Below are 23,656 nucleotides of genomic sequence, written 5' to 3' on the forward strand. Positions count from 1 at the left end.
CATTTAACCAATGAATTTTGTAGAAATTGACCACGTTGAACGTGTATTCGATTTACCAAATGGTAACCAATATATTGCCCTGAAAAATATTGAACTGAAAATTCAGCAAGGCGAATTCATTTCCTTAATCGGACATTCCGGGTGTGGTAAATCAACTTTACTAAATATTATCGCCGGCTTAGATAGAGCTAGTATTGGCGGTGTGATATTGGAAGGCAAAGAAGTCCGAGAACCGGGTCCCGATCGCATGGTTGTGTTCCAAAATTACTCTCTGCTACCTTGGCTAACAGTGCGGGAAAACATTGCACTCGCAGTGGATGAAGTTTATCAAGACAAGCCTAAGGGCGATCGCAAAGCGATTGTCGAACATCATATCGATATGGTGGGGTTGCGCCATGCAGCACACAAACGTCCAAGCGAGTTGTCTGGTGGGATGAAACAAAGAGTCTCTATCGCTAGGGCTTTGGCTATTCGTCCTAAATTGTTACTGCTAGATGAACCTTTTGGCGCTTTGGATGCTCTCACACGGGGTAGTTTGCAAGAACAATTGATGAAAATTTGCAACGAACACAATTTAACCTGTGTGATGGTAACCCACGATGTGGATGAAGCGCTTTTGTTGAGCGATCGCATTGTCATGCTTACTAACGGTCCTGAAGCACATATCGGACAAATTCTGGAAGTACCCATTCCTCGTCCCCGCCAACGTCTTGAAGTCGTCAATCACCCCACATATTACAACCTCCGCAACGAAATCATTTACTTCCTCAACCAACAAAAACTGGCTAAGAAGCGCCAAGGAAAAGTTGAAGCACCTGCAATTGTTTCTTACAATGGTTTAGAAAAAACTAATTTGGAAATAGGTTTTCTTCCTTTAACCGATGCTGCACCCTTAATAGTTGCAAAGGAAAAAGGCTTCTTCCAAAAATACGGATTGGAAGAAGTTCATCTCAATCGCGAATTCAACTGGACAGAAATTGCTAGGGGTGTAGGTACTGGTAGGCTTGATGCGGCTCAAATGGTTGCTGGTATGCCACTTGGGCTGACTTTAGGTGCTGGTGGCAAAACTCCAGTTCCTGTAGTCACTGCTCTCACCCTCTCTCGCAATGGAAACTCAATTACTCTAAGTAAAGAATTTTACCAGCAAGGCGTGAAAACGCTAGCCGATTTAAAAACTGCATTCAACGCCAACCTAGACCGGGCTTACACTTTAGGAGTCGTGCATCCAGTATCAATGCAGAACCTAATCCTGCGTTATTGGCTGGCGGCTGATGGTATCGATCCAGACAAAGATGTTAGCTTAGCGATCGTACCACCATTAGAAATGGTTTCTAATCTAAAAAATGGAACAATTGATGGTTTCTGTGTTGGAGAACCCTGGAATGCTTGTGCTGTGAGCGAAGGTCTTGGCTATGTCATAGCCACCGATCTAGAAATCTGGTCGGGACATGCAGAAAAGGTTTTGGGAGTCAGGGAAGATTGGGCAAACAACCATCCACAAACACATATAGCGCTTGTCAAGGCTCTTCTAGAAGCATGCGATTATTGCGACGACTTCCGCAACCGCGAAGAAATATTGAAACTACTTTGTCGTTCTGAATATTTGGGTACAGATCCTGCATATACCCGTCTTGGTTTCATCGATCCTTACATTCGTGGTGATGGTCAACAACCCCAACAACTTACAACTTACAACCAATTCAAGTTTAATAAAAGCAATTATCCCGAACGCAGCGAGATGCTATGGATTATGACCCAGTTAGCGCGTTGGAACTTAATTCCATTTCCTAAAAATTGGGTGCAGATTGTTGAAAGAGTTTGTCGTACAGATGTATTTGGTATAGCAGCACGCGAACTTGGTTTCCTCGATATCGGTCGAGATACTCCACTCGAGCTATTTGACGGTAGGGTTTTCAACTCTTCAGAACCAATAGAGTATCTTGACAGTCTCGACATCAAACGACAACTGCGTATTGAAGAAGTGTTTATTTAGCTAATAGCTAATGGCTAATAGCTAATAGTTAGTTGTCAGTCTTGCATTAGCAATCAGTCATCAGCCACTAACCATCAGCCACGATCCATCAGCCATTAGCCATTAGCCATTAGCCATTAGCCATTAGCCATTAGCCATTAGCCATTAGCAATTAGCCCTTCGGGTTCGCCAGTTCCCTACGGCGGGAAACCCGCCTACAGGGCTGGTCTCACCATTAGCCATTAGCCATTAGCAATTAGCCATTAGCCATTAGCCATATGCAATCTCTAAACAGAATTCAAACTGAAAGTCATACACTCAAAACACAAAAACCAGAACCTTTTCTGGTTATTGAGGGTGTCACTAAAATTTACCCCACCGCCAATGGTCCTTACACTGTATTAGATGGAATTGACTTCACTGTCAATGAAGGGGAATTTATCTGTATTATCGGTCATTCTGGTTGTGGTAAATCAACACTGCTGAATATGATTTCTGGTTTTAATCAACCTACTGATGGAGTCGTGTTACTACAAAATCAGCCCATTACAGAACCAGGACCGGATCGGATGATGGTTTTCCAAAATTACTGTCTTCTACCTTGGTTGAATGTTTTTGATAACGTCTATCTAGCGGTTGATTCAGTTTATCCTAAAAAAACTGATGCAGAAAAAAGAGCAATTGTCAAAGAACATTTGGCAATGGTGGGACTTTCAGAAGCTGCACAAAAGAAACCCGGTCAAATCTCAGGCGGAATGAAACAAAGGGTGGCGATCGCTCGTGCTCTCTCGATCCGTCCTAAAGTTTTGATTTTGGATGAACCTTTTGGTGCATTGGATGCTATTACCAGGGAAGAACTGCAAGAAGAACTGCTGAAAATTTGGCGCGACCATCGGGTCACTATTTTGATGATTACTCATGACATTGATGAAGCTTTATTTATGGCAGATCGTCTGGTAATGATGACAAACGGTCCATCAGCGAGAATTGGTGAAATTTTAGATATTCCCTTTGCTCGACCCCGAAATCGTACCCGAATCATGGAAAATCCTAAATTCTACGAACTGAGAAACTACGCTCTGGACTTTTTGTATAACAAATTTGCTCGCGATAATGCAGCCGAATGAACAGTACATTTTAGATTTCGCATTGGAAAATAATTTGTAATAGAAAAAACTTATCAGTTCTATAGCATTCCTAAATTATTGGTGGATAAAGGAACCCGGTATTTTGCAACTACCGGGTTTCTCACGATGACTTTAATAGGGATGCATAATTTTTGTTCCTTACTGCTTTAATTATGCAAATATTGCATGATGTAAATATTGCATCATGCTGATACACTTTGTTCATCTATTTTCTAATTCCGTAACAAAATATACGATTTGTATGATTGGACGCGCTTAAATTAGGGGGTATAAATGGTTAACGAAAGAAATAGTTGAAGTCAATAAGGAAATTTATAAGGTGCGTATAATGACAAATTTGTCATGATTTAATGACCGCTCGTAAAGTAGTACAATCTGCAAAATTTTTGAAGAAAAAAGCAATTGATAATTCAGAGCAGATATTTATTGTAGGCATTTTCCCAAACTGAAATTGTATCTCATTTGAAGAGAACTGCGATAAGCCGGATGAGGCTTGCGCTTTGCGAACACACAAAAAGTCAGCCAAAACCAACAAACCATAATCTAAAGTGAGACTATGACTGACAAAGTATCTACCTCCACAGCCAGCTTAAATAAGTTTGAAAAATTCAAAGCTGAAAAAGACGGACTTGCTGTTAAGGCAGAAATAGAGAAATTTGCATCTCTAGGTTGGGAAGCAATGGATGAAACCGACCGCGACCACAGACTTAAGTGGATGGGCGTATTTTTTCGCCCTGTCACTCCTGGGAAGTTTATGATGCGGTTGCGAATGCCTAACGGTATTATCACCACCGACCAAATGCGTGTCTTAGCGGAAGTCATACAGCGTTACGGCGACGACGGTAGCGCAGATATTACAACCAGACAGAATATTCAACTGCGGGGTATTCGTATTGAAGACCTTCCAGACATATTCGAGAAATTCCATGCAGTCGGCTTAACCAGCATACAGTCAGGGATGGACAACGTTCGCAATATCACTGGCGATCCCGTTGCAGGGCTAGATGCAGAGGAATTGTTCGATACACGAGAGTTGGTGCAACAAATTCAAGATATGGTCACCAACAAGGGCGAAGGAAACCCTGAATTTACCAACCTTCCACGCAAGTTTAATATTGCCATTACGGGTGGACGTGATAACTCAGTTCACGCTGAAATCAACGATTTGGCTTTTGTCCCCGCTTTCTGGGAAGAGAAGGGAAGTGGGGATAAGGGAGAAGGAGAGCAACAGACCGCTCAGTCTCCAACTTCCGGTTCCCAATCCCGACAATTTGGCTTTAACATCCTCGTTGGCGGCTTTTTCTCTGCCAAACGTTGTGAAGCAGCAATTCCGCTAAATGCTTGGGTTCCGCCTGAGGATGTTGTCGCTGTTTGTAGAGCCGTTTTGGAAGTTTTTCGTGATAATGGCTCGCGTGCAAATCGTCTGAAATCCCGCTTGATGTGGTTAATTGATGAGTGGGGTATAGAAAAATTCCGTAATGAAGTTGAAAGTAAGTTAGGCAAACCATTGCTTGGTGCAGCAGCAAAAGATGAAATTGACTGGGAAAAACGCGACCACATTGGAGTCTACAAGCAGAAACAACCGGGATTAAATTATGTAGGCTTGCACGTTCCTGTGGGTCGATTATATGCCGAAGATCTGTTTGAAATGGCCCGTTTGGCAGAAGTTTATGGCAGTGGGGAAATTCGCCTGACTGTGGAAGAGAACTTCATTATCCCAGACGTTTCTGATTCGCGGTTGGAAACTCTACTAACGGAGCCCCTTCTAGAGAAGTTTAGTGTTAACCCAGCTCCTCTAACAAGAGCATTGGTCTCTTGCACCGGCGCACAGTTTTGTAACTTTGCTCTCATCGAAACTAAAAATCGTGCATTAGCCATGATTAAAGAACTCGAAAAGGAGTTAGAAGTGACTCATCCGGTGCGAATTCATTGGACAGGTTGTCCTAACTCCTGCGGACAGCCTCAAGTGGCAGATATTGGTTTGATGGGAACCAAAGCTCGTAAAAATGGTAAAGCAGTGGAAGGTGTTGACATATATATGGGTGGCAAAGTTGGCAAAGATGCTCACCTGGGCTCGTGTGTAGCCAAAGGAATTCCCTGCGAAGACTTGTTACCAGTTTTACGCGAACTCATTATCGAACACTTTGACGCACGCTTGCGAGAAGCAGTAACGGTCTAATAGTTAGCGGTTATTTACAACCAACCACTAACAACCAACCACTAACAACAATTTTTTTATCATGCTAAAAGGATTATTTTCGTTTCAAGGTCGCTACCGCATTCTGCATCAAACTTGGTTTGCGTTCTTTCTAACTTTTGTTTGCTGGTTTAACTTTGCTCCCTTTGCTACAACTATTGGGAAGGAACTTCATCTTGCACCAGAGCAAATTAAAACGTTGGGTATTTGCAACCTTGCTCTGACGATTCCAGCACGCATTATTATTGGTATGCTTCTGGATCGTTTTGGTCCTAAAATTACCTACACATTGCTGCTAATGTTTGCGGCTGTTCCTTGTCTTGCAACAGCACTGTCACAGAATTTTCACCATCTCGTTATCAGCCGCCTGCTGATGGGTATTGTCGGTGCGGGCTTTGTGGTTGGTATTCGGATGGTATCGGAATGGTTCCCTCCTAAAGAGATTGGAATTGCTCAAGGTATTTATGGTGGTTGGGGTAACTTTGGGGCTTTTGGAGCGGAGTTTAGCTTACCTCTGATTGCTGTTGCTGCTAGCTTTATGACTGGTGGAGCTTCTAACTGGCGGTTTGCGATCGCCCTAACAGGTATCGTCGCTGCTATTTATGGCGCAATCTACTACAACAGCGTCCAAGATACGCCTCCCGGTAAAGTCTATAAGACTCCTAAGAAAAATGGTGCTCTAGAAGTAACTAGTGTTAAAAGCTTCTGGGCGATGATTCTCTCGAATTTTGGTTTAATTTTTGCCCTAGGTTTACTTGCTTGGCGTTTGACACAAAAAAATATTCACTTTTTCAATCCAAGCCAAATGTACTTAATTTGGGTACTGTTAGGTGGCTTGTTTGCGTACCAAACATACAAAGCTTGGCAAGTGAATAAAGAACTGCTTGCTGGTAAGAAAACTTACGCTCCTTCAGAAAGGTATCATTTTGGTCAAGTCGCTTTACTGGAATTTACTTACGTCACTAACTTTGGTTCGGAACTTGCTGCTGTCTCCATGCTCCCTGCATTTTTTGAGAAAACCTTTGGTTTAGAGCATGTGATTGCTGGAATGATAGCTGCTAGCTATCCCTTCTTAAACCTAATTTCTCGTCCTAGTGGAGGATTAATTTCTGATAAGTTAGGCTCTCGCAAATGGACGATGACTGTTATCAGTGTTGGGATTGCTATAGGATATTTGATGGCGCACTCTATCAACAGCAGTTGGCCTTTACCACTTGCGATCGCAGCTACTATGTTTGCTGCATATTTTGCCCAAGCTGGCTGCGGTGCAACTTACGGTATTGTACCTTTGATTAAAAAAGAAGCCACGGGACAAATTGCAGGCAATGTAGGAGCATACGGTAATTTTGGTGGCGTAGTTTATCTCACAATTTACAGCTTGACCAACCCAACAACACTATTTGCCACAATGGGTATAGCAGCTATGATTTGTGCTTGTCTGTGTGCTTTCTTCTTAAAAGAACCAAAAGGCTCTTTTGCTGGTGCTTATGAAGGAGAATCTCCAGCACAAGAAACTCAAAATATTGCCCGTAATTCCGGAATTTTAGCAGAAGAATAAAATCCCTTCACGAACAAGGGTTCTCGTACCTTAACGTGAGTTTGACGAAGTCAAAGCAGACTTCATCCCAAACCCCCATCGTAAAGTTGCTCTCTCCCTTTTGTAGAAGAGGGGAGGGAGTAAGGGTAAAGTTTATCGAACTCACGTTACCTTATCAGTCGATCGATAAATAGGTATAAAGAAATACAATTATTTCTCTACAATTCTTCGGCAATCATAAATTTTTATCATGACTGAATTTACCAAAACTCTTTGTCCTTATTGTGGTGTTGGCTGTGGATTGGAAGTATCACCCCCAGCACAACTTGGGAAAGCAACTCACAGAGATAGTCAGGGAAATCCTACTTGGCGAGTGCGAGGAGATAAAGCACACCCATCAAGCCAGGGAATGGTTTGTGTCAAAGGTGCCACTATAGCAGAATCTTTGGATAAGAATAGACTCCACTATCCCATGGTACGAGACTCTTTAGATCAAAAGTTTCGTCGTGCTACTTGGGATGAAGCTTTTGATATCATCGTTAAACGCATTCAAACAGTACGCTACACTCAAGGACCGGAAGCTATTTGCATGTATGGTTCCGGTCAGTTTCAAACTGAGGACTACTACATCGCCCAGAAACTTTTGAAAGGATGTTTGGGAAGCAATAATTTTGATGCTAACTCTCGCTTGTGTATGTCGAGTGCAGTAGCTGGCTACATTCAAAGCTTTGGTTCGGATGGTCCTCCCTGTTGTTATGAAGATTTAGAATTAACTGACTGTGCGTTTTTAATTGGCACCAACACAGCTGAATGCCACCCCATTATTTTCAATAGACTGGAGAAGTACCGTAAAAAGAATCGCAAAGTCAAAATGATTGTGGTCGATCCGCGCCGTACACCAACCGCAGAAGCTGCAGACTTACATTTAGCGATTCGCCCCGGAACAGATATTGACTTGTTAAACGGGATTGCTCATTTGTTGATGCGTTGGGGCTATATCGATCCTGGATTTATTGAGGATTGTACCAGTAACTTTCCTTTATATGCAGAAGTGATTCGCCATTATTCCCCAGAAATCGTTGCTCATCAATGCGGGATTAGTGTTGAAGATTTAGAAACAGCAGCGCGTTACTGGGGTGACTCTCAGCGAGTTCTGTCTTTGTGGTCAATGGGTGTAAACCAATCCTCTGAAGGAACGGCTAAGGTTAGAACAATTATTAACCTCCACTTGATGACCGGGCAAATTGGTAAGCCTGGAGCGGGACCATTTTCTCTGACAGGTCAACCCAATGCAATGGGGGGGCGCGAGGCGGGAGGTTTAGCGCACTTATTACCTGGTTACCGATTGGTGAAAAATCCCCAGCACCGAGCAGAAGTCGAGGAACTGTGGGGACTCCCATCAGGACGAATTTCTCCCACACCTGGTTTAACGGCTTGGGATATGATAACCGGACTGGAAAATGGTGTTGTAGGGCTTTTGTGGATTGCTGCTACCAATCCTGCTGTGAGTATGCCAGATTTAGAGCGTACTAAAGCGGCGTTGTTGCGATCGCCTTTTACTGTTTACCAGGACGCTTATTATCCAACAGAAACAGCAGCTTATGCTCATGTCTTGTTACCAGCTGCTCAGTGGAGCGAGAAAACTGGTGTCATGACCAATTCCGAAAGAAGAGTCACTTTATGTCCGGCATTTCGTCAGCCACCGGGAGAAGCCAAAGCAGATTGGGAAATTTTTGCCGAAGTTGGACGCAGGCTGGGCTATGTGAAAGAGTTTGCTTTTGCTAACTCAAGTGAAGTTTACTCTGAGTTTGTCAAATTGACTCGCAATCGCCCTTGTGATATGACAGCTATCAGTCACGAACGGCTTCGAGCACAGGGTCCACTTCAATGGCCATGTACCAGTACTAACCCTACTCCCTCTAAAAGGCTCTACACCGATTTACGTTTTCCTACCCCAGATGGACGTGCCCGATTTGCAGCATACCACTCGCGAGGATTGGCTGAACCCCCAGATCCCAATTATCCTTTCGTGCTGACAACTGGAAGGCTTTACGGACACTGGCATACCCAAACGCGTACAGGTCGGATTGAAAAAACCCGTCAAATGCATCCCGAACCGTTCATTGAAATCCATCCCCGTGATGCAGCAACTCTCAACGTGGACGATAATCAATGTGTGGAAGTGCGATCGCGTCGTGGCAAAGCGAAGTTTCCAGTCAAAGTCACTCGTGCGATCGCACCCGGTACAGTGTTTGTTCCCATGCACTGGGGGGCTTTGTGGGCAGATAATGCTGAAGCCAATGCTCTAACTCACCCAGAATCCTGTCCCGACTCCTTACAACCAGAATTAAAAGCTTGTGCAGTACAGATTGTTCCTGTAACTGTCGATCTAACAGTCGCTAATTATCAACTGCAGCCATCGCGTCAATCTGCAAACTTCTAATGGCACCTCAAGCAAAGTTTTACCCGTTGCCTCTCAACTGTGCCACAAAAGTATCCAACCTTGAGGAACTCACGACTTCCGCCAATACATTCCCCATTCGCCGTACCTGATAAACACCCTCTCTGAGTTCTTGAAAGTCAACAATTAAGCCGGCTTTCTTCGCCCGTGACAATTTTTTCACCTCAATTGGCATCAACCCTCTCACCCGCTTCTTCTCCACGGGTGTCAGAGCCATCCATGCCTCTTGCTTGTAATCCTTAAGAACAGCCACAGCAACTCTTATTTGCTCCCAAGTGTTAGCATTCTGCAACGTCTCAATCAACAACTCAACGGGAGACTGGGTGCAGCGATCTGGTTGGAGTTCAACAATAGCATCACAATCCTTCGTAAAATTATCTTTTTCCAGTTCTGGCTCGAAAGTCCATTCACCCACCGTGTTTTCCTTAGACACCTCAGTGTTAGCATTCGTGTTAAAGTCCTCAACCCAAACTTCTTCACCAGATGGCTTAGAATTTTCCACCAACACTAGCCGCCCTTCCATGTACGCCTGCCGCAATGCTATAGCCTCAGCCACAACGCGCTGTGCCGTTAACCCTTCCTCATCTATCATCTTTTGCAAGGTAGTGCCAGTTCGCTCGTCACTCTCATGAATCGGTGGGATTTGGCAGTAACGCCGTCCATTCTTCGTCCGCCGCCAAATACTGGGTAATTCCTGTTTTGATTCCTTGGGTGGTTGCTGCTGGGCAATGAGGTCTCGAACTGTTTGTTGGGTAATTTCTGGTGAAGAGAGCAGCTGGTTAATAACGCTTTGGTACTTTTTGGGATTATTTGCCAAGCGGAAGAGAGTTGCTGGCTCGATTTGCGCTAAATCTTGACTTGAGAAGTGCTTAAATACTTCAGCCACTTTTAAGTATGGACGGTCTTCATTTTTCCAACCGTATTGCAAAAGCCGCTTTTTATACTCTCTTTTGGATAAATGCTCTTTTTGTTGGGCAAGCATCATGGCGTGAGTCAGGATGTTTTGGGTTGCCTGAGCGAGTGTATCAAAGGAATCACCAGGGGTTTCTGGTGCTATGGCATTGGCTTGGGCGAAGATGTATTGATTGAATTCTCGTTGAGCAAGAATTTGTTCGTTTGGTGTAAAAGCCTGAAGTTGTGGCATCATAGGGTTTGATTTAGTTTTTCTAGAGGGCGAGCGCATTTTGACTGGTGTCAGAGCGATCGCCTTTGTTTTTTGGCAGATTTTTTAGTCTTTTTAATCTCATCCGCACTATGAATATTCTACATTAAACGTAGTATATTCTATTTCTAATTATTATAAAACAACTTCTTATGATAATATTGAGAGGTAGATAAATCTACGCCTAAGAACTTTTAAACTGGGGATGTAGTGTATGTCCGCAAATAAAGTGATTCGTTGGAAATTAAATGAGGTGATGGCGCGAAAGCGTGTCAGGAACAAAGATTTAGCTGAAGCGTTAGGTATCACTGAAAATTCTGTTTACAGATTGCGTAAGGTTGATGAAATGCCAAGATTGGCTCCTGAAAGGCTGAATGGAATTTGTAGAGTATTAAACTGCCAGCCCGGAGAACTGTTGGAGTATGTACCCGATAATGGCAATGATAAAGTTGTTTCCATTGTGGAAGTGGCATGAATGCAATTACACTAAACACAGTAAATCCCCTCGCATTGCCATCACTTGCCTTGGAAGACAGAGTTTCGCAGTATTTATGACTAAAAGATTTTGATATGTCTGAAAATGGCAAAATTATATAAATATAGAGGTCCCGAGAATATCAGACTTTCTGTTGCTGGTTATCCTGTTGGAACCAGGATTAAATCAGTAGATGATTTAAAACGTTGGATAAATCAAACTCAGCAGAAGCCGAACATTGGAGGAGCGATCGCAGCCACTTTCATGGTTGACTCTGAAGGCTACATTTGTGTTGCAGACCGCCACTCCGAGCATGTAGCTTGTGCAGGCGGCAAATCTGTACTATCAGCTGGAGAGATATTTTTTGCCTACAACAAGCAGAATTTTGAAGTACTTGAAATTACAAACCAATCTACTGGATATTGTCCGGAGCCAGAATCATGGTCTCAAGTTGAAAAAGCACTGGAACAAATTCCAATTCCTCATCCTGGTCATTTTAGTACTGAGTTCATTTTTCGCCGCTGTCCTGTATGTCGTCAGGTAAATATAGTCAAAAATAATCTATTCTTGTGTGCTGTCTGCAATACAAATCTTCCAAAAATCTGGAATTTGAGTCCTGAATAGGATAGATATTATTAAGGCGGAGTCGGCATAATTATGCGTAAGTTTGTAGCAGCTATAAAATCCGGTGATGTCACTAAATTACGTCAACTCATAGCCAGTGATAGAACTAGCATCAAAGAAGCAAGCGGAACAATACTTTTAAGTGAAGCTGTCCGCGAGAATAATATAAAAATTGTTCGCTTATTAATTGAGTTAGGGGCTGAAGTCAATGATGAAGATCGGGTAATTTATGATTGTGAGACGCCTTTAGCCGTAGCAGCTTCTCAAGGAAATTTGGAGATACTTAAATTACTTCTTAATGCAGGTGCAGTTGTAAATATTCCCTTAAAAGACCCTGAATCTTGGACGCCACTCATGTGCGCTGTTAGCAGTCGAAATTTTGACGCTGTCAAACTCCTGGTAGAAGCGGGTGCAGATGTGAATGAAATCAGAGATGGTGGAAACTTCTCTTTGGCAATAGCCGCGTACTTTGGAGATCGAGAAATTTTTGATTATTTAGCTCCTTTAACAAATCCAGAATTACGACAGCAGATCGAAAAATAGTTTTGTAAGTTTGCTCAGATCCCCCAACCTCCTTGGGGATGCTGCTGGCGAATCATAAGTCTGACCCCTCACCTCAATCCGGTTGCTCTGTCTGGGAATGCCTTTGAGAAGTCGGGTATCTTGGAACCTCTGAAAATCAATGTGTGTAGGGGCAAATTTCACGTGCGAGGGCAGTGTTGCCATCAATGATTTCTATGAGTAACATTACTTATTGGTTATTATTCTTGCGATCGCGATGACAAAACGCAACGTAAAATCTTATAGTAATCCTAAATTTTTCATAAAAATTTTCCTGAGTGTGGAGTAGGCAATACTGTCCATACAAGGTCCGCTGGCAACCCCCACCCTACGTAGAAATAGGTGCTGCACATGAAGAGAGCGATTAAACGAATCAAAGAAGCCTTAAGAGATGAGAGCTTTATGCACTTCATTGAAGATATAGAAGTGCTAGTTTCCAAAGTTCTATCTCTTTTGATGGTGTTAGTTATTCTGGTAGCAATTGGAGACCTGGTAGTCTTTCTTGTCAAAGAACTATTTGATACTCCTTACGGAAAGTTTAATACTACATTATTTAAAATATTTGGTTTATTTTTAAATATTTTAATTGCTTTAGAAATCTTAGAAAATATCACTGCTTATCTTCGGAAGCACGTTTTTCAGGTTGAATTAGTTATTGTAACTTCTTTAATTGCTGTTTCTCGTAAGATTATCATTCTCGATTTAGAAAAAGTTACGGGTATCGATATTATAGGTTTGGGAATTGCCGTTCTAGCTTTATCTATCAGTTATTTGATAATTCGTTCTAGCAACAAGCAGAAAAATTAAAACCACAGAATTTGAGCGGACAGGATGCCCACTCTATAAGAGATTGAGCAATTGCTCAAGTTGCAACTTAAATGGACTTTAGCATAGTATTGTCAAATAACATAACACAGGGGAAACTGACAATGGCAGCCAAAAAACTTCTGATGCTAGTGGGAGACTATGTAGAAGACTACGAGGTAATGGTTCCCTTCCAAGCGTTGCAAATGGTGGGACATACGGTTCATGCGGTTTGCCCTGACAAAAAAGCTGGTGAGACAGTCAGGACAGCTGTCCACGATTTTGAAGGGGACCAGACATACAGTGAAAAGCCCGGTCATAACTTTACCTTAAATGCCACTTTTGCAGAAGTAGACCCCAACAGTTATGATGCCCTACTCGTTCCTGGAGGGCGAGCACCAGAGTATATTCGCCTGAATTCCAGAGCGATCGCCATCACCCGTCACTTTGCTGAAGCAAATAAGCCGATTGCTGCCATCTGTCACGGTCTGCAGTTATTGGCTGCTGCTGATGTTCTACAAGGTAAGAGTTGTACTGCTTACCCAGCTTGTAGCCCGGATGTACGTCTTGCTGGTGGGACTTATGTAAATGTTCCAGTTGATGAAGTGGTTGTTGATGGTAATTTAGTCACAGCGCCAGCTTGGCCGGCTCATCCTCGTTGGTTAGCCGCATTTCTCAAGGTTTTGGGCACTAAAGTAGAGCATCTAGAACTGGTATCTGTCGATTAGGGTTTCCACTTTATATTCACAATCGATCTGGCCCTATTATGAAGCTTGCACAATATGGCAAGTATCTTTGTATGAAGTAAGCCAAATTCTATTTAGAAATTTTGCTATCGGGTGGTTATGGTTTCGTATTACTGCCAAATTATTTTAGATAATAGATTAAACTACCCTGTAACTCGATGACAGGAAAAAACGCAAGACAGAAAGCAATTCTGCGGCAAGTGACTGGCAAAGGAGCTGCTTTTGTGTCAGAAGTTCAACACGCGCTACTTCCTACCCAAGAAGTAGTCATTGGACGAGACCCAAGTTGCCAGCTTGTTCTAGACGCCATGATGTATCGCATGGTATCTCGTCGCCATGCAGTTGTTCGTCCTCTCCCTTCATCGCCAGACGCAGAATCTAGCTGGGTAATCTGTGATTTAAATAGTGCTAATGGGACTTATCTCAACGGACAACGGTTACAAGGTTGCCAGCAATTGATGTCAGGAGACCGCATCACTCTGGGTCCAGATGGTCCAGAATTCTTTTTTGAGTACGAGCTTAACTACCAAACTACAGTCGTTTTTCAAACAAGTGCAAGCCCGCTTCCTCCTGCCAATCAGCACCAATCACCGACAACTCATTACAATCCCGGTCCCCCACCGGGCCAAGATTATCTGAGTTTCACGCAACTGTTTCCCATTATTTCTACTGGTAAAGATCTCACTCGTAAAGCTTACCTCATACCGGGAATCATCACGGTGGTATTTGTGGTATTGATGTTTGCGACTGTAGGTCAGCCAAACAATATGAACCAAAAAGTTGTGGCAACTTACATAGCTTTTGTTGCCTACTACTTTATTTACCAGTTGTGTGGTAAGCAAAAGCCTTGGTGGGTGCTGATGATTTCAGCATTAACGACCGCACAAATTTTGGGGTATCCCTTGAAGAGTTTGGGAACTCCCGTATTAGATTTATTTATATTTGTATTTCGCAATATTTTACCCGGTAATCTGCCAACAGAACAAGAATCTGTCACCTTTACGGAATTGCTAGTACGAATGTTTTTTGGTGCTGGCTTGATGGAAGAATTGCTGAAAGCAATCCCTATTTTTGGAGCGTATTTTATCGGCAAATTTTTACCATCGCCATGGCGCGAACGTGTAGGTGTTTCGGAACCTCTTGATGGAATTTTACTGGGAACAGCTTCAGCCGTCGGTTTCACAATGACAGAAACCCTCAGGCAATACGTGCCTCAAATTACTCAAACCTTCCTAGAAGAATCAGGACAAGATGCAGGTCAACTCGTAGGGTTACAACTGCTGATTCCCCGAATCTTGGGTTCTGTCGCCGGACACATGGCTTATAGCGGTTATTTTGGATACTTTATTGGTTTGGCAGTTCTCAAACCCTCTAAAAGTTGGCAAATACTACTCGTTGGTTATTTGACCGCATCTGGATTGCACGCATTATGGAACGCAACGGGCGTGCTTAATGGCTTTTTATTAGTGGTTGTTGGGGTGCTGTCTTATGCATTCTTGATGGCAGCAATTCTTAAAGCTCGCGCACTTTCACCAACTCGATCGCAAAACTTTGCTACACGTTTTCTCGGAAAGTAATACTCTTCTGTTAATTTACCCATCGCCGATCGCTGTTTTTGAATTAAAAGGGGGTTTTATGTCTGCAGATAATAGGCAATTGCTGCGTTGAGAAAGAACAATCCTGTTTGTGTCGCCTGTAATATAGAGCAACTTGCCCCCTGTCAAAGAAAGCGCCGACCAAAGTACAATTGTACTTTTTAAGCTTCCTCCTGAATGCTCTTAAGTTGCTTGAGCGCGTGATAAGCGATCGCCATACTAACTTTAGCTTTTTCAATTTCTGAAATATTTGTCCATTCGCGGTTCCCAACCATATCAATTACAGAATTTTCGGTTTGAGTTTCGCCGCTTCTCATAGCAAATGCTAGGGGTCGTGCCATCACAAATAAGTCATCTGCATCCCATTGGGGTAATACACTTTGAACGCACTGTACGAGTTGTTCGCCGACGGATTGTTGGGAATTCAACATCTCGGTTGCTTTTTGAGCAATGCTCTTGAGCCAGTCTTGAGGTATGCGATTGGCAAAACTTGCTTGTAAATTTTGTTGAAGCTCGGACAGAAAAGCAGATTTTGTATTATGCTTGTAGTGTTCGGAATTAAATAACCCAGACCAGAGTGTGTCTAATGTGTTGTAGAAACTGCTTGAACGCATCGCGAGTTCTTCATTAAGCACATCCTCCATTTGGAACTGCTGCTCTATTTGCAAATAGTAGTCATCAGAGTGTTCTTCCGTGGGGTTCCAAGGATATGTAGCATCTTCGTCTTCTAGGAGTGTATGTAGGAGTTCTAATTCTACTTGAGAAGTTTTAAAAGTGTTAGAACCGTTGATATTGTTAACCATTTGTCGCCTTCCTTGTTGTTTTATTGTGGTAATGAGAGCTACAGCTGCCTCAGTCTGTTTTCCGCAAAAAAATTAGATTTACCGAAAAAATGAATTTTTTTCTAGCAACAGATGCAGCCTGAGAATGCGTACTTCAAGTTTTCAAGTATTGTCGATTGTAAATTCCCAGGGTTGACTTTTTGTACTTCCAAACTTTAACTGCATTCCAGATTGTAAAGGGACTTCCTGACGGTGGATTTGTTGCCAACTGTTACCGCGTAAAATCCAAGTTGTACCGTAAGTGGATAAATCTTGCAGATAGTAATTTCGCACTGGGGTAGCACCTGTAAAAGTATTGCGACACAAAATTTCGGCATGCCGTTTGGAAACCGAAGGTTCTGGTATGACAATATCATTTTCTGTAGTACGACCGATACGAGTGACTCCCGGTCGCAGCGACCAAGTTTTTCCTCCGGAAGAAAGCGATCGCAACGAAGCATTGGGAAGCATGGAAGCTATACCGGGGATAGAAGTTTCTGGGAGTTCTGTAATACTTTCGTCAAAACTTCTGATTAATTCGCCATTGTAGTCTGGATGCAAGTAAAGGACTGGCAAAGTCCAAGCGGGTTGATTGAATTTGTAAATGGTCAGTAGTTGTTGTCTTGCTTCTGCGACTGCTTCATCAATGGGTTTTCGCGATCGCAGTGCGTGGGCAAAGGCTTGAATAAAAGTGTGGCTTTCGCGATCTGCTATTTCATCGCGCATTGCCAATACAGCAGGTACCCCTTGACGTATCAGGACTTCTGACAAACTGCTGTAAGGAATGGCTTGGTGATTGCTTTGGGCGGGTTGCGCTCCCCAGCAGGAATTAAATACTGCTAATTTTACACCTGTACGGTTGAGAACCTGTGCCAACTCCATACCATTAAGAGTTAAATCTGGTTGTCGTTGTAAAAATAGCAAGCCCCCATCCGGTCCGGGTAAACCGTGTCCTGCATAAAACAAGATGTTGTACGCTTTTGTTTCTAGTTGTTGAATCAACTCTTGTGGAGTGGGTTGCAGGAGTGTTGTCACCATACAAGGCGCGTAGCCGCTGTAATGACTCCCTATAAGAGAACCGTTAGAAAGCGTTTGTTCTAGAATAGCTGCTTCTTTTTCCAATTCCAGCTTTTCATCTTGACCTAATACCAAAAGTATGTTTAGAGCTTGATCGGCGCGTAAATATGGTAGGGATTCAACTTGACTGGTGGTGCGACTGAAGAGTATCTGTTGCGAAAGTGAAATTGCTGATTGACCTGCTTCGCGCTGCATAATTTCCCAAGGCAAGGCAATCAAATCCGGGTCGCGAATTTCTAACCGGACGTGCAACCGCATATGTTGACCTGCTGCCAAACCACGGCTGTGTTCAAAGCTATTGAGAATAGCTCCATCAAACACCCAACTCCACAAGCTAATGCCCAAGAATTGCATCAAACGACTGCTGTAACTGGTGCTTTGACCGGTAGATGGTGTCATTCCATCTAGGGGAAGTGGAGTTTTTGGTGGAGGTGTTGTTCCTGGGGAAATATCCAAGCGACTATGACCGGAAAACATCGCCTGCCACTCTTGCCACGCTTGGGAGAGAAGAGGAGGCCACAGACAGTCACGCAAAACATAGCCACTGGGGTTGGGAGCATTCACCACCCAAATGGCAAAACTGTCGGTGCCGGTACTAAGGCGGGCGATCGCCAGGTTTAAAGATGGCATGGATTCGTTTATCTTCGTTAATCTAAACAGGTCAAGTCCAATAATTTCAAATAACCATTTGAAATGGCAACTTTCTTTGCCTTTCAAGTTTTTTATCTAAAGTTATTACCCTTATTTTTCAGGCTTCTACCAGTTTATCGATTTTTTGACTCAGCGCTACTGTTCTGATGAATTCTTAGTACCTTTAGTTGGTTTTGGTTGAGTGGAAGCCGTAGGTACTGGAGGTTCCGTTTCACCCGATAAATCTCCTGAACTAGAGGTATTTGGTTGGCGTGAGTGAGACTGACATTGTTTCCTTTGAGTCTGTGTAGCTGGATTAAGGGTTAAGTTTTTGCGTTGGGAAGGAGCAATTTTGACTATTTGCCCTTTGAAAAGTTGGCTTTTAGGACGTGGGGAGGGGGAATTCGACACTAAATCGCCATCTCCTGGTGTGGATAAAGAAGTCGGCTGATTTTGTATTCCGCCTACAGAACAAACTTTAAAATAAACCCAAGACAAATCTCGATCTGTGGGATTGTTAGCTGTTGCTGATGCCGGTGGAATTTCTAGCAAAATACTGCGTGCTGGGACATCAATATTACTTTCTGGCGATGGATGTGTCTTAAAAGATTCTTGACGATCGGTCACAATAATTCTTCCATCCTCACCAATGGGGCTGTTGGAATTATCAGGGGATGATGGAACGCCACCAAGATTGGGGATGTTAACTTTTCCCGCTAGAAGCGAAAACCAATCTTGCTGCCATGCCAGTAATCCCAATAAAGCAGCTACTGACAGTAGGATTGGAAGAACTACCAGATGTGGTGAAATATTGAATGTTGGATGCTGCTCGGCAGTAACGACTTCAGTTTTTTGATTGCGAGCGTGCTCTTGTGGCAATACAGTTGGGCGACTGTTGACTGCTATGGTGGAAAGATCTACGCTCGGCGGTTTGATGACTGATTGCGGCTCTGAGTATTGAACTTGACAGTGGACTAGAGCGATCGTGACATTATCATGTCCGTTTTGATTGTTAGCAATTTCCACCAACTTATCCGTAGCACTGGCTATATCCAAATTCTTATCTAAAATTGGTAAAATTTCTGTTTCCCAGTACTGTTCTACACGGTCAAAATCACTCAACCCGTCCGAACATAATAAGAAAACGCTATCTTCGTCAACGATAAACCGTTGGGAAGTTGGGTGTAACGAACTGCTAGCACTCATGCCTAAAGCTTGTACCAATGAGCCTGATGCTCCCTGTTGCACGGCATCTCGGTATGTAGCGTAGCCCAGGCGCACTTCTCGCGAAGCCACATCATCGTCTAGCGTTACCTGATAACAACCTGCTCGCGTAATCCAATAAGCGCGGCTGTCACCAACGTGAGCGATGTACATTTCGTGAGCAACAGGCAATGCCATCACTAGGGTTGTACCCATGCGCTGACGCCCCTGTCGGTGTTCGCTGTCGTTACGTTGGCTAATTTTGTCGTTGGCAACTGCAGCTGCTCGTTCTAAATCTTCTAGCAGGTTTGCAGGGCTGATATGGTCGGGAGGAATGGTTACCAGATCGTGCATCTGCTGGTAGATGGTCTCGATTGCCAAATTGGATGCTACACTTCCTCCCTCGTGTCCGCCAATTCCATCGCAAACGATCGCTATTGCTGTTTGGTGTGGTGGTTTGCTGACCACAGTTCCACTAGGTGGGTAGCAGGAATCTTCATTGCGCGGGCGATTGGGGCCAATGTCGCTTTTCGTAGAAATTTTGATTGTGGGTTTTTGCCACTTGCCTACTTCTGCTAGCCCTTTGTCCAAAACGGCTATGAGTTGCTCTGCCGATCTCATCTCTTGGCTGATTAAAGAACGGCATATTTCCTTGACAAATTCCGCGATTGCTGGTCTTACCTTGTGGCATAATTGCTGCTGCCAAAATTCCCCCAATTCTGCCAAATTGGGGGTTTGTTTGTCATAACGCAGTTCTAGCAGGCGTACCAACGGACCTTCTGCCCTCAGGACTTCTGGGGTCAGTAAACTTGAAGCTACCCCCTCACCTGCTAAGGGCTGCCATAAATGAGCTATTTGCCACAACCAATTCAGTTGGCGCATTGATGTTGCTGTTTGCCAAGCCGTCGTTAGCTCGCTTTCTAATTGCACATCTAACTCCGCTGTCTCTTTGATACACAGCGGTGGCTTTTCTAGCAGTAAGATTTCTCTGGATGTCGTTCCTTCTAGTTGTAATACTCCATACACTTGCGGTACATACAATCGGTAGGGAAATAACCTTAAGTACGGTCTAACCGCTGGTACGCTTTCTACATCTGGTGTTTGAGGCGGTAAACCAGGTTTTGTGTCTAAAAGAACAGATTTGCTGATGACTAAATAGCGATCGGCTAATAACTCTTTTGGTTGAGCCACGCTTATACCATCTGCTACTGCCCAAAGATACCGCTTGGGCAGTAGCGTACAGCATTTTTGGCAGAACTTTGATGTCAGGGAGTTTGGAGTCTGACAGGATTCATTGGGGCAGAGCATTGCCGCGTCATTTTCCATAGTCTTCGCACCGATCGGCTCTATTGGCATTTTCTCAACAGCATATACTTAGCGGTACTTTTTACCACTCTTGATATATCCAATTTTGGATCGCGATTTTAACTTGCGGACAAAACTAGGGTGCAAAGTGTTCTGAAAAATTTGCCCAACTAAGGGAATAAGTACCCTGTCTGCATGACTGTATGCAACAATATGAACTGAATTTACTTGCATAACCCCTATTGTCTGAGGCATAAAGTTAATTTCGACACCTCTCTATTAATGATTGTAAGTTGAAAAACATAAAGATATTAAACTATTGTTACCAGATTATTAAAACCTTAGCATTTCTGTGGTAGGTTATCTTAATGAAAGTTTATCTAACTTTTCTTCAGCAAATGATACAGATTGAACAAGCTTCATCAAAAATTAACAAGTCATCGGTCAAGCTTGATTAAAATGAATTCTGTATTATCAATCTGTTTGGGATTCCGACCTCTGGTATCGGCGTAATTATTGTCGTTCACAACTAGTAACGTTCTGTCATCTACAGGTAGTACAGTCTCGATAGTTACAAAAGGAAACGCAAACACACCATTGACAGTGTCTTGACCTCCGATACCTTTAGGGTCTCGAATTTTTAATAAATCTACCAATAATTCTTTTTCTAAAAAACCTTCTTTGTTCATCTTCGTAATATTGATTTTGTATAGGCGTTTGAATTGAGCGGGGGTTTTAAATGCTGGTTTGTTCGGATCTCCTTGGGTGTTATCCCGTTCTATGACAATAAACTCTCGATCGTTTATCGCTGTCAGTTCTCCTATGGCGTGACTGGAATCTTCCATAAGATAGGAAAAAGTTTTTCCGGAATACTGTTTGCTAGTTAAGTCGAATTCATATATTAACAGGCGCTTTTTTTGCGGCTCTTGCACTAATGCCCCTTCTAGCATCGCATAAAGTTTTGTACCGCTACTATTGAGTGCCAACCCTTCAAACCCTTTAGAACCGGGAAGAATAGCAGCTGTTACTCGTGCTTCATCATCTGCTAAATTAGCCAGATCGGGATGGTCGGGAGATTTTATAAAATTTAACTTATCATTTTTCAAGAACAAGGGCAAAGGAACTGGCGCATCTAAAAGTTCCCCATCTTTTCCAAGATGTAGCAAAAACGGACCGAATTCGTCCCCCATCCAGTAAGTACCATCGTTGATTTGACGGAAAGATTCAATATCAAAATCTCCCCCAGTCAGCAAGCGATTCTCTTTAATAACCTTGCTGACTGAATTTGTACTATTTGGATAAAAAGTTAAATCGGCAACAATAGGGAAATTAACTTTTCTGTTTCTATCATTTAATTCTATAAAACTCTGACGATTAAAGCTTTGAAGTCTTTCACCAGTTTGTATATTTATAGGAAAAACTCGACCTGTTGTGAAATCGGGTTCTACTGCGTAAAGCCGCAACACATAATCGGGGGAATTCGCTTTTGCTCCAAAACCGTTATCCGAAATGACCAGATATGTACCTTTTCTAGAAGCAGCGATCGCACCCGAAAAACCCTGTACTGGTTGTGCATTGACAAAAGGAGTTGTGCGATTGGTTTTCTTAAACAAACCTGTAGTTAATCCTGGGGCAAAGGTATCAGCATTTAAAATAGCACGTCCGATAAGTTTAGCCGCATTCACTGAGGAGTTAAGCAAAACAACCAATATCCATGCAGGCTGCAATCCTAACAGGACACTGACAAATTTGAGCATTGGAATAGGGATTGGGAACTGATGACAGGTGACGGGTGAGAGGGGATAAGGATGACAGGGAAGACAGGGGGGACAAGGGAGAATCAAGGAAGAGACGCGGAGAATGTGGGACGCGGGGACATCTCAGATGGGGATTGAACCCCAGCTAAGATGAGCGACTTATAGAAGACGGGGTGAGCGTGACCCCTTGGGGTTGTCGCCCCGGACGCAGGGCTAGAGACTCTCGGCTTTCCTGTGTCTCTACGCCCCTCGTCTCTTCGATAACCCCCAATCCCCAGTCCCCAATCCCCGAGCGCGACTACAGCCCGTATGCTTCTTTCTGGTCGTCTGCTGCGACTTGAGGAAGCCCCATACTGTAGTTAACCACACGTCCGGTGAGACTGTAGCTGATTTCGCCTTTATGCAGGAGACCTCGCACAAAATGTTCCAAATCCGAACCAATGCGACGTAGGTTATAATCTGTCAGATCTGCACCACTATATGTTTCCACCAATTCATCAAATTTCCGATACACTCTTTGGAGAGCATCTTCATTCCAATTAAATTCATTGTCTGGGTCAACATCTAGGGTTAAAACCTGACTGCTAGGAACCAGTTCTCCATCCGGATCTATCTCAGCTGCAAAAATTCTGATATGCCGAGTTGTGGACTTGACTAACATTGGATTGTCCATGGATCTGTTCAGTGATGAATTGGGTGATCTCGCTCTCACTCATTTTAAACTAGGATCTGAGGAGAACCTAGAATTGCTGAACGCAAAACTCAACACTAGCTCCCACGCTGTCTTCTGAAGGTTGAGTGTTTTCGTCTCCACTGGAACCGTAAAGGAGTTGTAGCGGTCTGGCATTTGAAGAATAGAGGACAGCTAGCTATGGTGAAGGCAGTTCCACGGCAAACATTTGCGCTCGCTCAATATGAGAATAATTCTTTTCGCATCCGCTAGCGTCTAACCCCCAGCCCAATAGAATTTTCCGGTTTTGTTGTCATTTCATAAAAAGGAGTAGTACTCTTTTACTGGTCACTTTCTCAAGTTTAGCTACCAAGCATGACCTTGCTCCATATGCTAGGAAAGAACTGGGGTTAAATATTTAACTGGAATAATTCGATCTGTGTCAATATTTTTCCTTAGAAAAAAATTTTTCCCCAACTGCTTTGTTCCTTCTATGTCTCTTGTTTTTGTCAAATGAAAAAATGTACGTTTAGTTATTTCTACGGAATTCTGTCACAGCAATGTCTGGCTTTCTTTAGATAGAAAATAACCAGCGAATTTACTTACGTATTACCACCAGTGATTCAGTAAAAACTCAAACTGTTATTGACGTTTAGATAAAGTTGATGTAAAAACCTTTAAAAAGATAGAACTACTTCTTACAGAAACTTTATTGTATAGAATCATAAAAACTGAATAATAGTTTATGGTCTCCTTGAACCATAGCTAGGACAGAAACCAAAAAACCAGACAAAAAAGTCAAGCCGGAAAATACACAGGAGAGAAAAATGCAAGACCAAGTTTGTTGAAACACAAAAACTCTTAATTCAAACATTTTGGATGTCGAAAAAATTATAAAGAACACTTGCTTG

17 protein-coding genes are annotated in these 23,656 nt (G+C 43.1%); 11 read left to right on the forward strand and 6 right to left on the reverse strand.

The features are described from left to right. Positions 1-10: 10 nt before the first annotated feature. The 5 genes from HC643_RS20225 (at position 11) to HC643_RS20245 (ending at position 9,297) form a co-directional block, all read left to right on the forward strand. Positions 11-1,993, forward strand: coding sequence for a nitrate ABC transporter ATP-binding protein (locus HC643_RS20225; protein WP_038081182.1), 1,983 nt, complete (start codon positions 11-13; stop codon positions 1,991-1,993). Between the two features lie 257 nt (positions 1,994-2,250). Further along, a complete protein-coding gene (locus HC643_RS20230; protein WP_038087528.1) occupies positions 2,251-3,099 on the forward strand; it encodes a nitrate ABC transporter ATP-binding protein in 849 nt (282 codons plus the stop codon). A gap of 577 nt (positions 3,100-3,676) precedes the next feature. After that, positions 3,677-5,299, forward strand: coding sequence for a ferredoxin--nitrite reductase (locus HC643_RS20235; RefSeq protein ID WP_038087531.1), 1,623 nt, complete (start codon positions 3,677-3,679; stop codon positions 5,297-5,299). A 61-nt stretch (positions 5,300-5,360) separates the two neighbouring features. Next, positions 5,361-6,875 carry a NarK family nitrate/nitrite MFS transporter gene (locus HC643_RS20240; protein WP_038087535.1) on the forward strand — a complete coding sequence of 505 codons (1,515 nt, stop codon included), beginning with the start codon at positions 5,361-5,363 and terminating at the stop codon, positions 6,873-6,875. Between the two features lie 229 nt (positions 6,876-7,104). Beyond that, positions 7,105-9,297, forward strand: a complete 2,193-nt coding sequence (locus tag HC643_RS20245; RefSeq protein WP_038087538.1) for a molybdopterin oxidoreductase family protein — start codon at positions 7,105-7,107, stop codon at positions 9,295-9,297. A gap of 19 nt (positions 9,298-9,316) precedes the next feature. Here HC643_RS20245 and HC643_RS20250 read toward each other — a convergent pair whose 3' ends face one another. Next, positions 9,317-10,462 carry a hypothetical protein gene (locus HC643_RS20250; protein ID WP_237265911.1) on the reverse strand — a complete coding sequence of 382 codons (1,146 nt, stop codon included), beginning with the start codon at positions 10,460-10,462 and terminating at the stop codon, positions 9,317-9,319. Between the two features lie 229 nt (positions 10,463-10,691). Here HC643_RS20250 and HC643_RS20255 point away from each other — a divergent pair, with 229 nt between their 5' ends. The 6 genes from HC643_RS20255 (at position 10,692) to HC643_RS20280 (ending at position 15,264) form a co-directional block, all read left to right on the forward strand. After that, the gene (locus HC643_RS20255; protein WP_038087541.1) at positions 10,692-10,952 is read left to right on the forward strand and encodes a helix-turn-helix domain-containing protein; all 261 of its coding nucleotides are present in this window, start codon (positions 10,692-10,694) and stop codon (positions 10,950-10,952) included. A gap of 105 nt (positions 10,953-11,057) precedes the next feature. Continuing rightward, the gene (locus HC643_RS20260) at positions 11,058-11,576 is read left to right on the forward strand and encodes a hypothetical protein (protein ID WP_038087544.1); all 519 of its coding nucleotides are present in this window, start codon (positions 11,058-11,060) and stop codon (positions 11,574-11,576) included. Positions 11,577-11,609: 33 nt separating this feature from the next. Further along, positions 11,610-12,119 carry an ankyrin repeat domain-containing protein gene (locus HC643_RS20265; RefSeq protein WP_050045618.1) on the forward strand — a complete coding sequence of 170 codons (510 nt, stop codon included), beginning with the start codon at positions 11,610-11,612 and terminating at the stop codon, positions 12,117-12,119. A gap of 369 nt (positions 12,120-12,488) precedes the next feature. Continuing rightward, positions 12,489-12,944: a phosphate-starvation-inducible PsiE family protein gene (locus HC643_RS20270; RefSeq protein WP_038087547.1), complete on the forward strand. Its 456-nt coding sequence runs from the start codon at positions 12,489-12,491 to the stop codon at positions 12,942-12,944. A gap of 122 nt (positions 12,945-13,066) precedes the next feature. After that, positions 13,067-13,669, forward strand: a complete 603-nt coding sequence (locus HC643_RS20275; RefSeq protein ID WP_038087550.1) for a DJ-1/PfpI family protein — start codon at positions 13,067-13,069, stop codon at positions 13,667-13,669. Between the two features lie 176 nt (positions 13,670-13,845). Further along, entirely contained in the window at positions 13,846-15,264 is a 1,419-nt protein-coding gene (locus tag HC643_RS20280; protein WP_038087554.1) for a PrsW family glutamic-type intramembrane protease, read from the forward strand. 179 nt (positions 15,265-15,443) lie between these two features. On the opposite strand, the gene HC643_RS20285 is transcribed toward HC643_RS20280, so the two are convergent. The 5 genes from HC643_RS20285 to ndhM all read right to left on the reverse strand — a co-directional run bounded on the left by HC643_RS20285 (position 15,444) and on the right by ndhM (position 22,748). After that, entirely contained in the window at positions 15,444-16,085 is a 642-nt protein-coding gene (locus HC643_RS20285; RefSeq protein ID WP_038087559.1) for a hypothetical protein, read from the reverse strand. Between the two features lie 141 nt (positions 16,086-16,226). Beyond that, positions 16,227-17,810 carry a CHAT domain-containing protein gene (locus HC643_RS20290; protein WP_038087601.1) on the reverse strand — a complete coding sequence of 528 codons (1,584 nt, stop codon included), beginning with the start codon at positions 17,808-17,810 and terminating at the stop codon, positions 16,227-16,229. A gap of 156 nt (positions 17,811-17,966) precedes the next feature. Further along, positions 17,967-20,339 carry a PP2C family protein-serine/threonine phosphatase gene (locus HC643_RS20295; RefSeq protein ID WP_082051679.1) on the reverse strand — a complete coding sequence of 791 codons (2,373 nt, stop codon included), beginning with the start codon at positions 20,337-20,339 and terminating at the stop codon, positions 17,967-17,969. 416 nt (positions 20,340-20,755) lie between these two features. After that, positions 20,756-22,075, reverse strand: a complete 1,320-nt coding sequence (locus HC643_RS20300) for an esterase-like activity of phytase family protein (RefSeq protein ID WP_038087562.1) — start codon at positions 22,073-22,075, stop codon at positions 20,756-20,758. Positions 22,076-22,373: 298 nt separating this feature from the next. Further along, positions 22,374-22,748 (reverse strand): NAD(P)H-quinone oxidoreductase subunit M, encoded by a 375-nt coding sequence (ndhM, locus tag HC643_RS20305; protein WP_038087566.1) that lies wholly within the window; start codon positions 22,746-22,748, stop codon positions 22,374-22,376. Positions 22,749-23,656 lie beyond the last annotated feature (908 nt).

This window comes from Tolypothrix bouteillei VB521301, from assembly GCF_000760695.4.
In the GTDB taxonomy this organism is placed as follows: Bacteria; Cyanobacteriota; Cyanobacteriia; order Cyanobacteriales; family Nostocaceae; genus Scytonema; species Scytonema bouteillei_A.

Excerpts from the sequence above, each read along its gene's own strand:
- HC643_RS20285 (WP_038087559.1), bottom strand. The coding sequence starts at position 16,085 with ATGGTTAACAATATCAACGGTTCTAACACTTTTAAAACTTCTCAAGTA.
- HC643_RS20290 (WP_038087601.1), bottom strand. The coding sequence starts at position 17,810 with ATGCCATCTTTAAACCTGGCGATCGCCCGCCTTAGTACCGGCACCGAC.
- HC643_RS20280 (WP_038087554.1), top strand. The coding sequence starts at position 13,846 with ATGACAGGAAAAAACGCAAGACAGAAAGCAATTCTGCGGCAAGTGACT.
- ndhM (WP_038087566.1), bottom strand. The coding sequence starts at position 22,748 with ATGGACAATCCAATGTTAGTCAAGTCCACAACTCGGCATATCAGAATT.
- HC643_RS20250 (WP_237265911.1), bottom strand. The coding sequence starts at position 10,462 with ATGATGCCACAACTTCAGGCTTTTACACCAAACGAACAAATTCTTGCT.
- HC643_RS20230 (WP_038087528.1), top strand. The coding sequence starts at position 2,251 with ATGCAATCTCTAAACAGAATTCAAACTGAAAGTCATACACTCAAAACA.
- HC643_RS20240 (WP_038087535.1), top strand. The coding sequence starts at position 5,361 with ATGCTAAAAGGATTATTTTCGTTTCAAGGTCGCTACCGCATTCTGCAT.
- HC643_RS20245 (WP_038087538.1), top strand. The coding sequence starts at position 7,105 with ATGACTGAATTTACCAAAACTCTTTGTCCTTATTGTGGTGTTGGCTGT.
- HC643_RS20260 (WP_038087544.1), top strand. The coding sequence starts at position 11,058 with ATGGCAAAATTATATAAATATAGAGGTCCCGAGAATATCAGACTTTCT.
- HC643_RS20300 (WP_038087562.1), bottom strand. The coding sequence starts at position 22,075 with ATGCTCAAATTTGTCAGTGTCCTGTTAGGATTGCAGCCTGCATGGATA.
- HC643_RS20255 (WP_038087541.1), top strand. The coding sequence starts at position 10,692 with ATGTCCGCAAATAAAGTGATTCGTTGGAAATTAAATGAGGTGATGGCG.
- HC643_RS20275 (WP_038087550.1), top strand. The coding sequence starts at position 13,067 with ATGGCAGCCAAAAAACTTCTGATGCTAGTGGGAGACTATGTAGAAGAC.
- HC643_RS20270 (WP_038087547.1), top strand. The coding sequence starts at position 12,489 with ATGAAGAGAGCGATTAAACGAATCAAAGAAGCCTTAAGAGATGAGAGC.
- HC643_RS20295 (WP_082051679.1), bottom strand. The coding sequence starts at position 20,339 with ATGGAAAATGACGCGGCAATGCTCTGCCCCAATGAATCCTGTCAGACT.
- HC643_RS20265 (WP_050045618.1), top strand. The coding sequence starts at position 11,610 with ATGCGTAAGTTTGTAGCAGCTATAAAATCCGGTGATGTCACTAAATTA.
- HC643_RS20225 (WP_038081182.1), top strand. The coding sequence starts at position 11 with ATGAATTTTGTAGAAATTGACCACGTTGAACGTGTATTCGATTTACCA.
- HC643_RS20235 (WP_038087531.1), top strand. The coding sequence starts at position 3,677 with ATGACTGACAAAGTATCTACCTCCACAGCCAGCTTAAATAAGTTTGAA.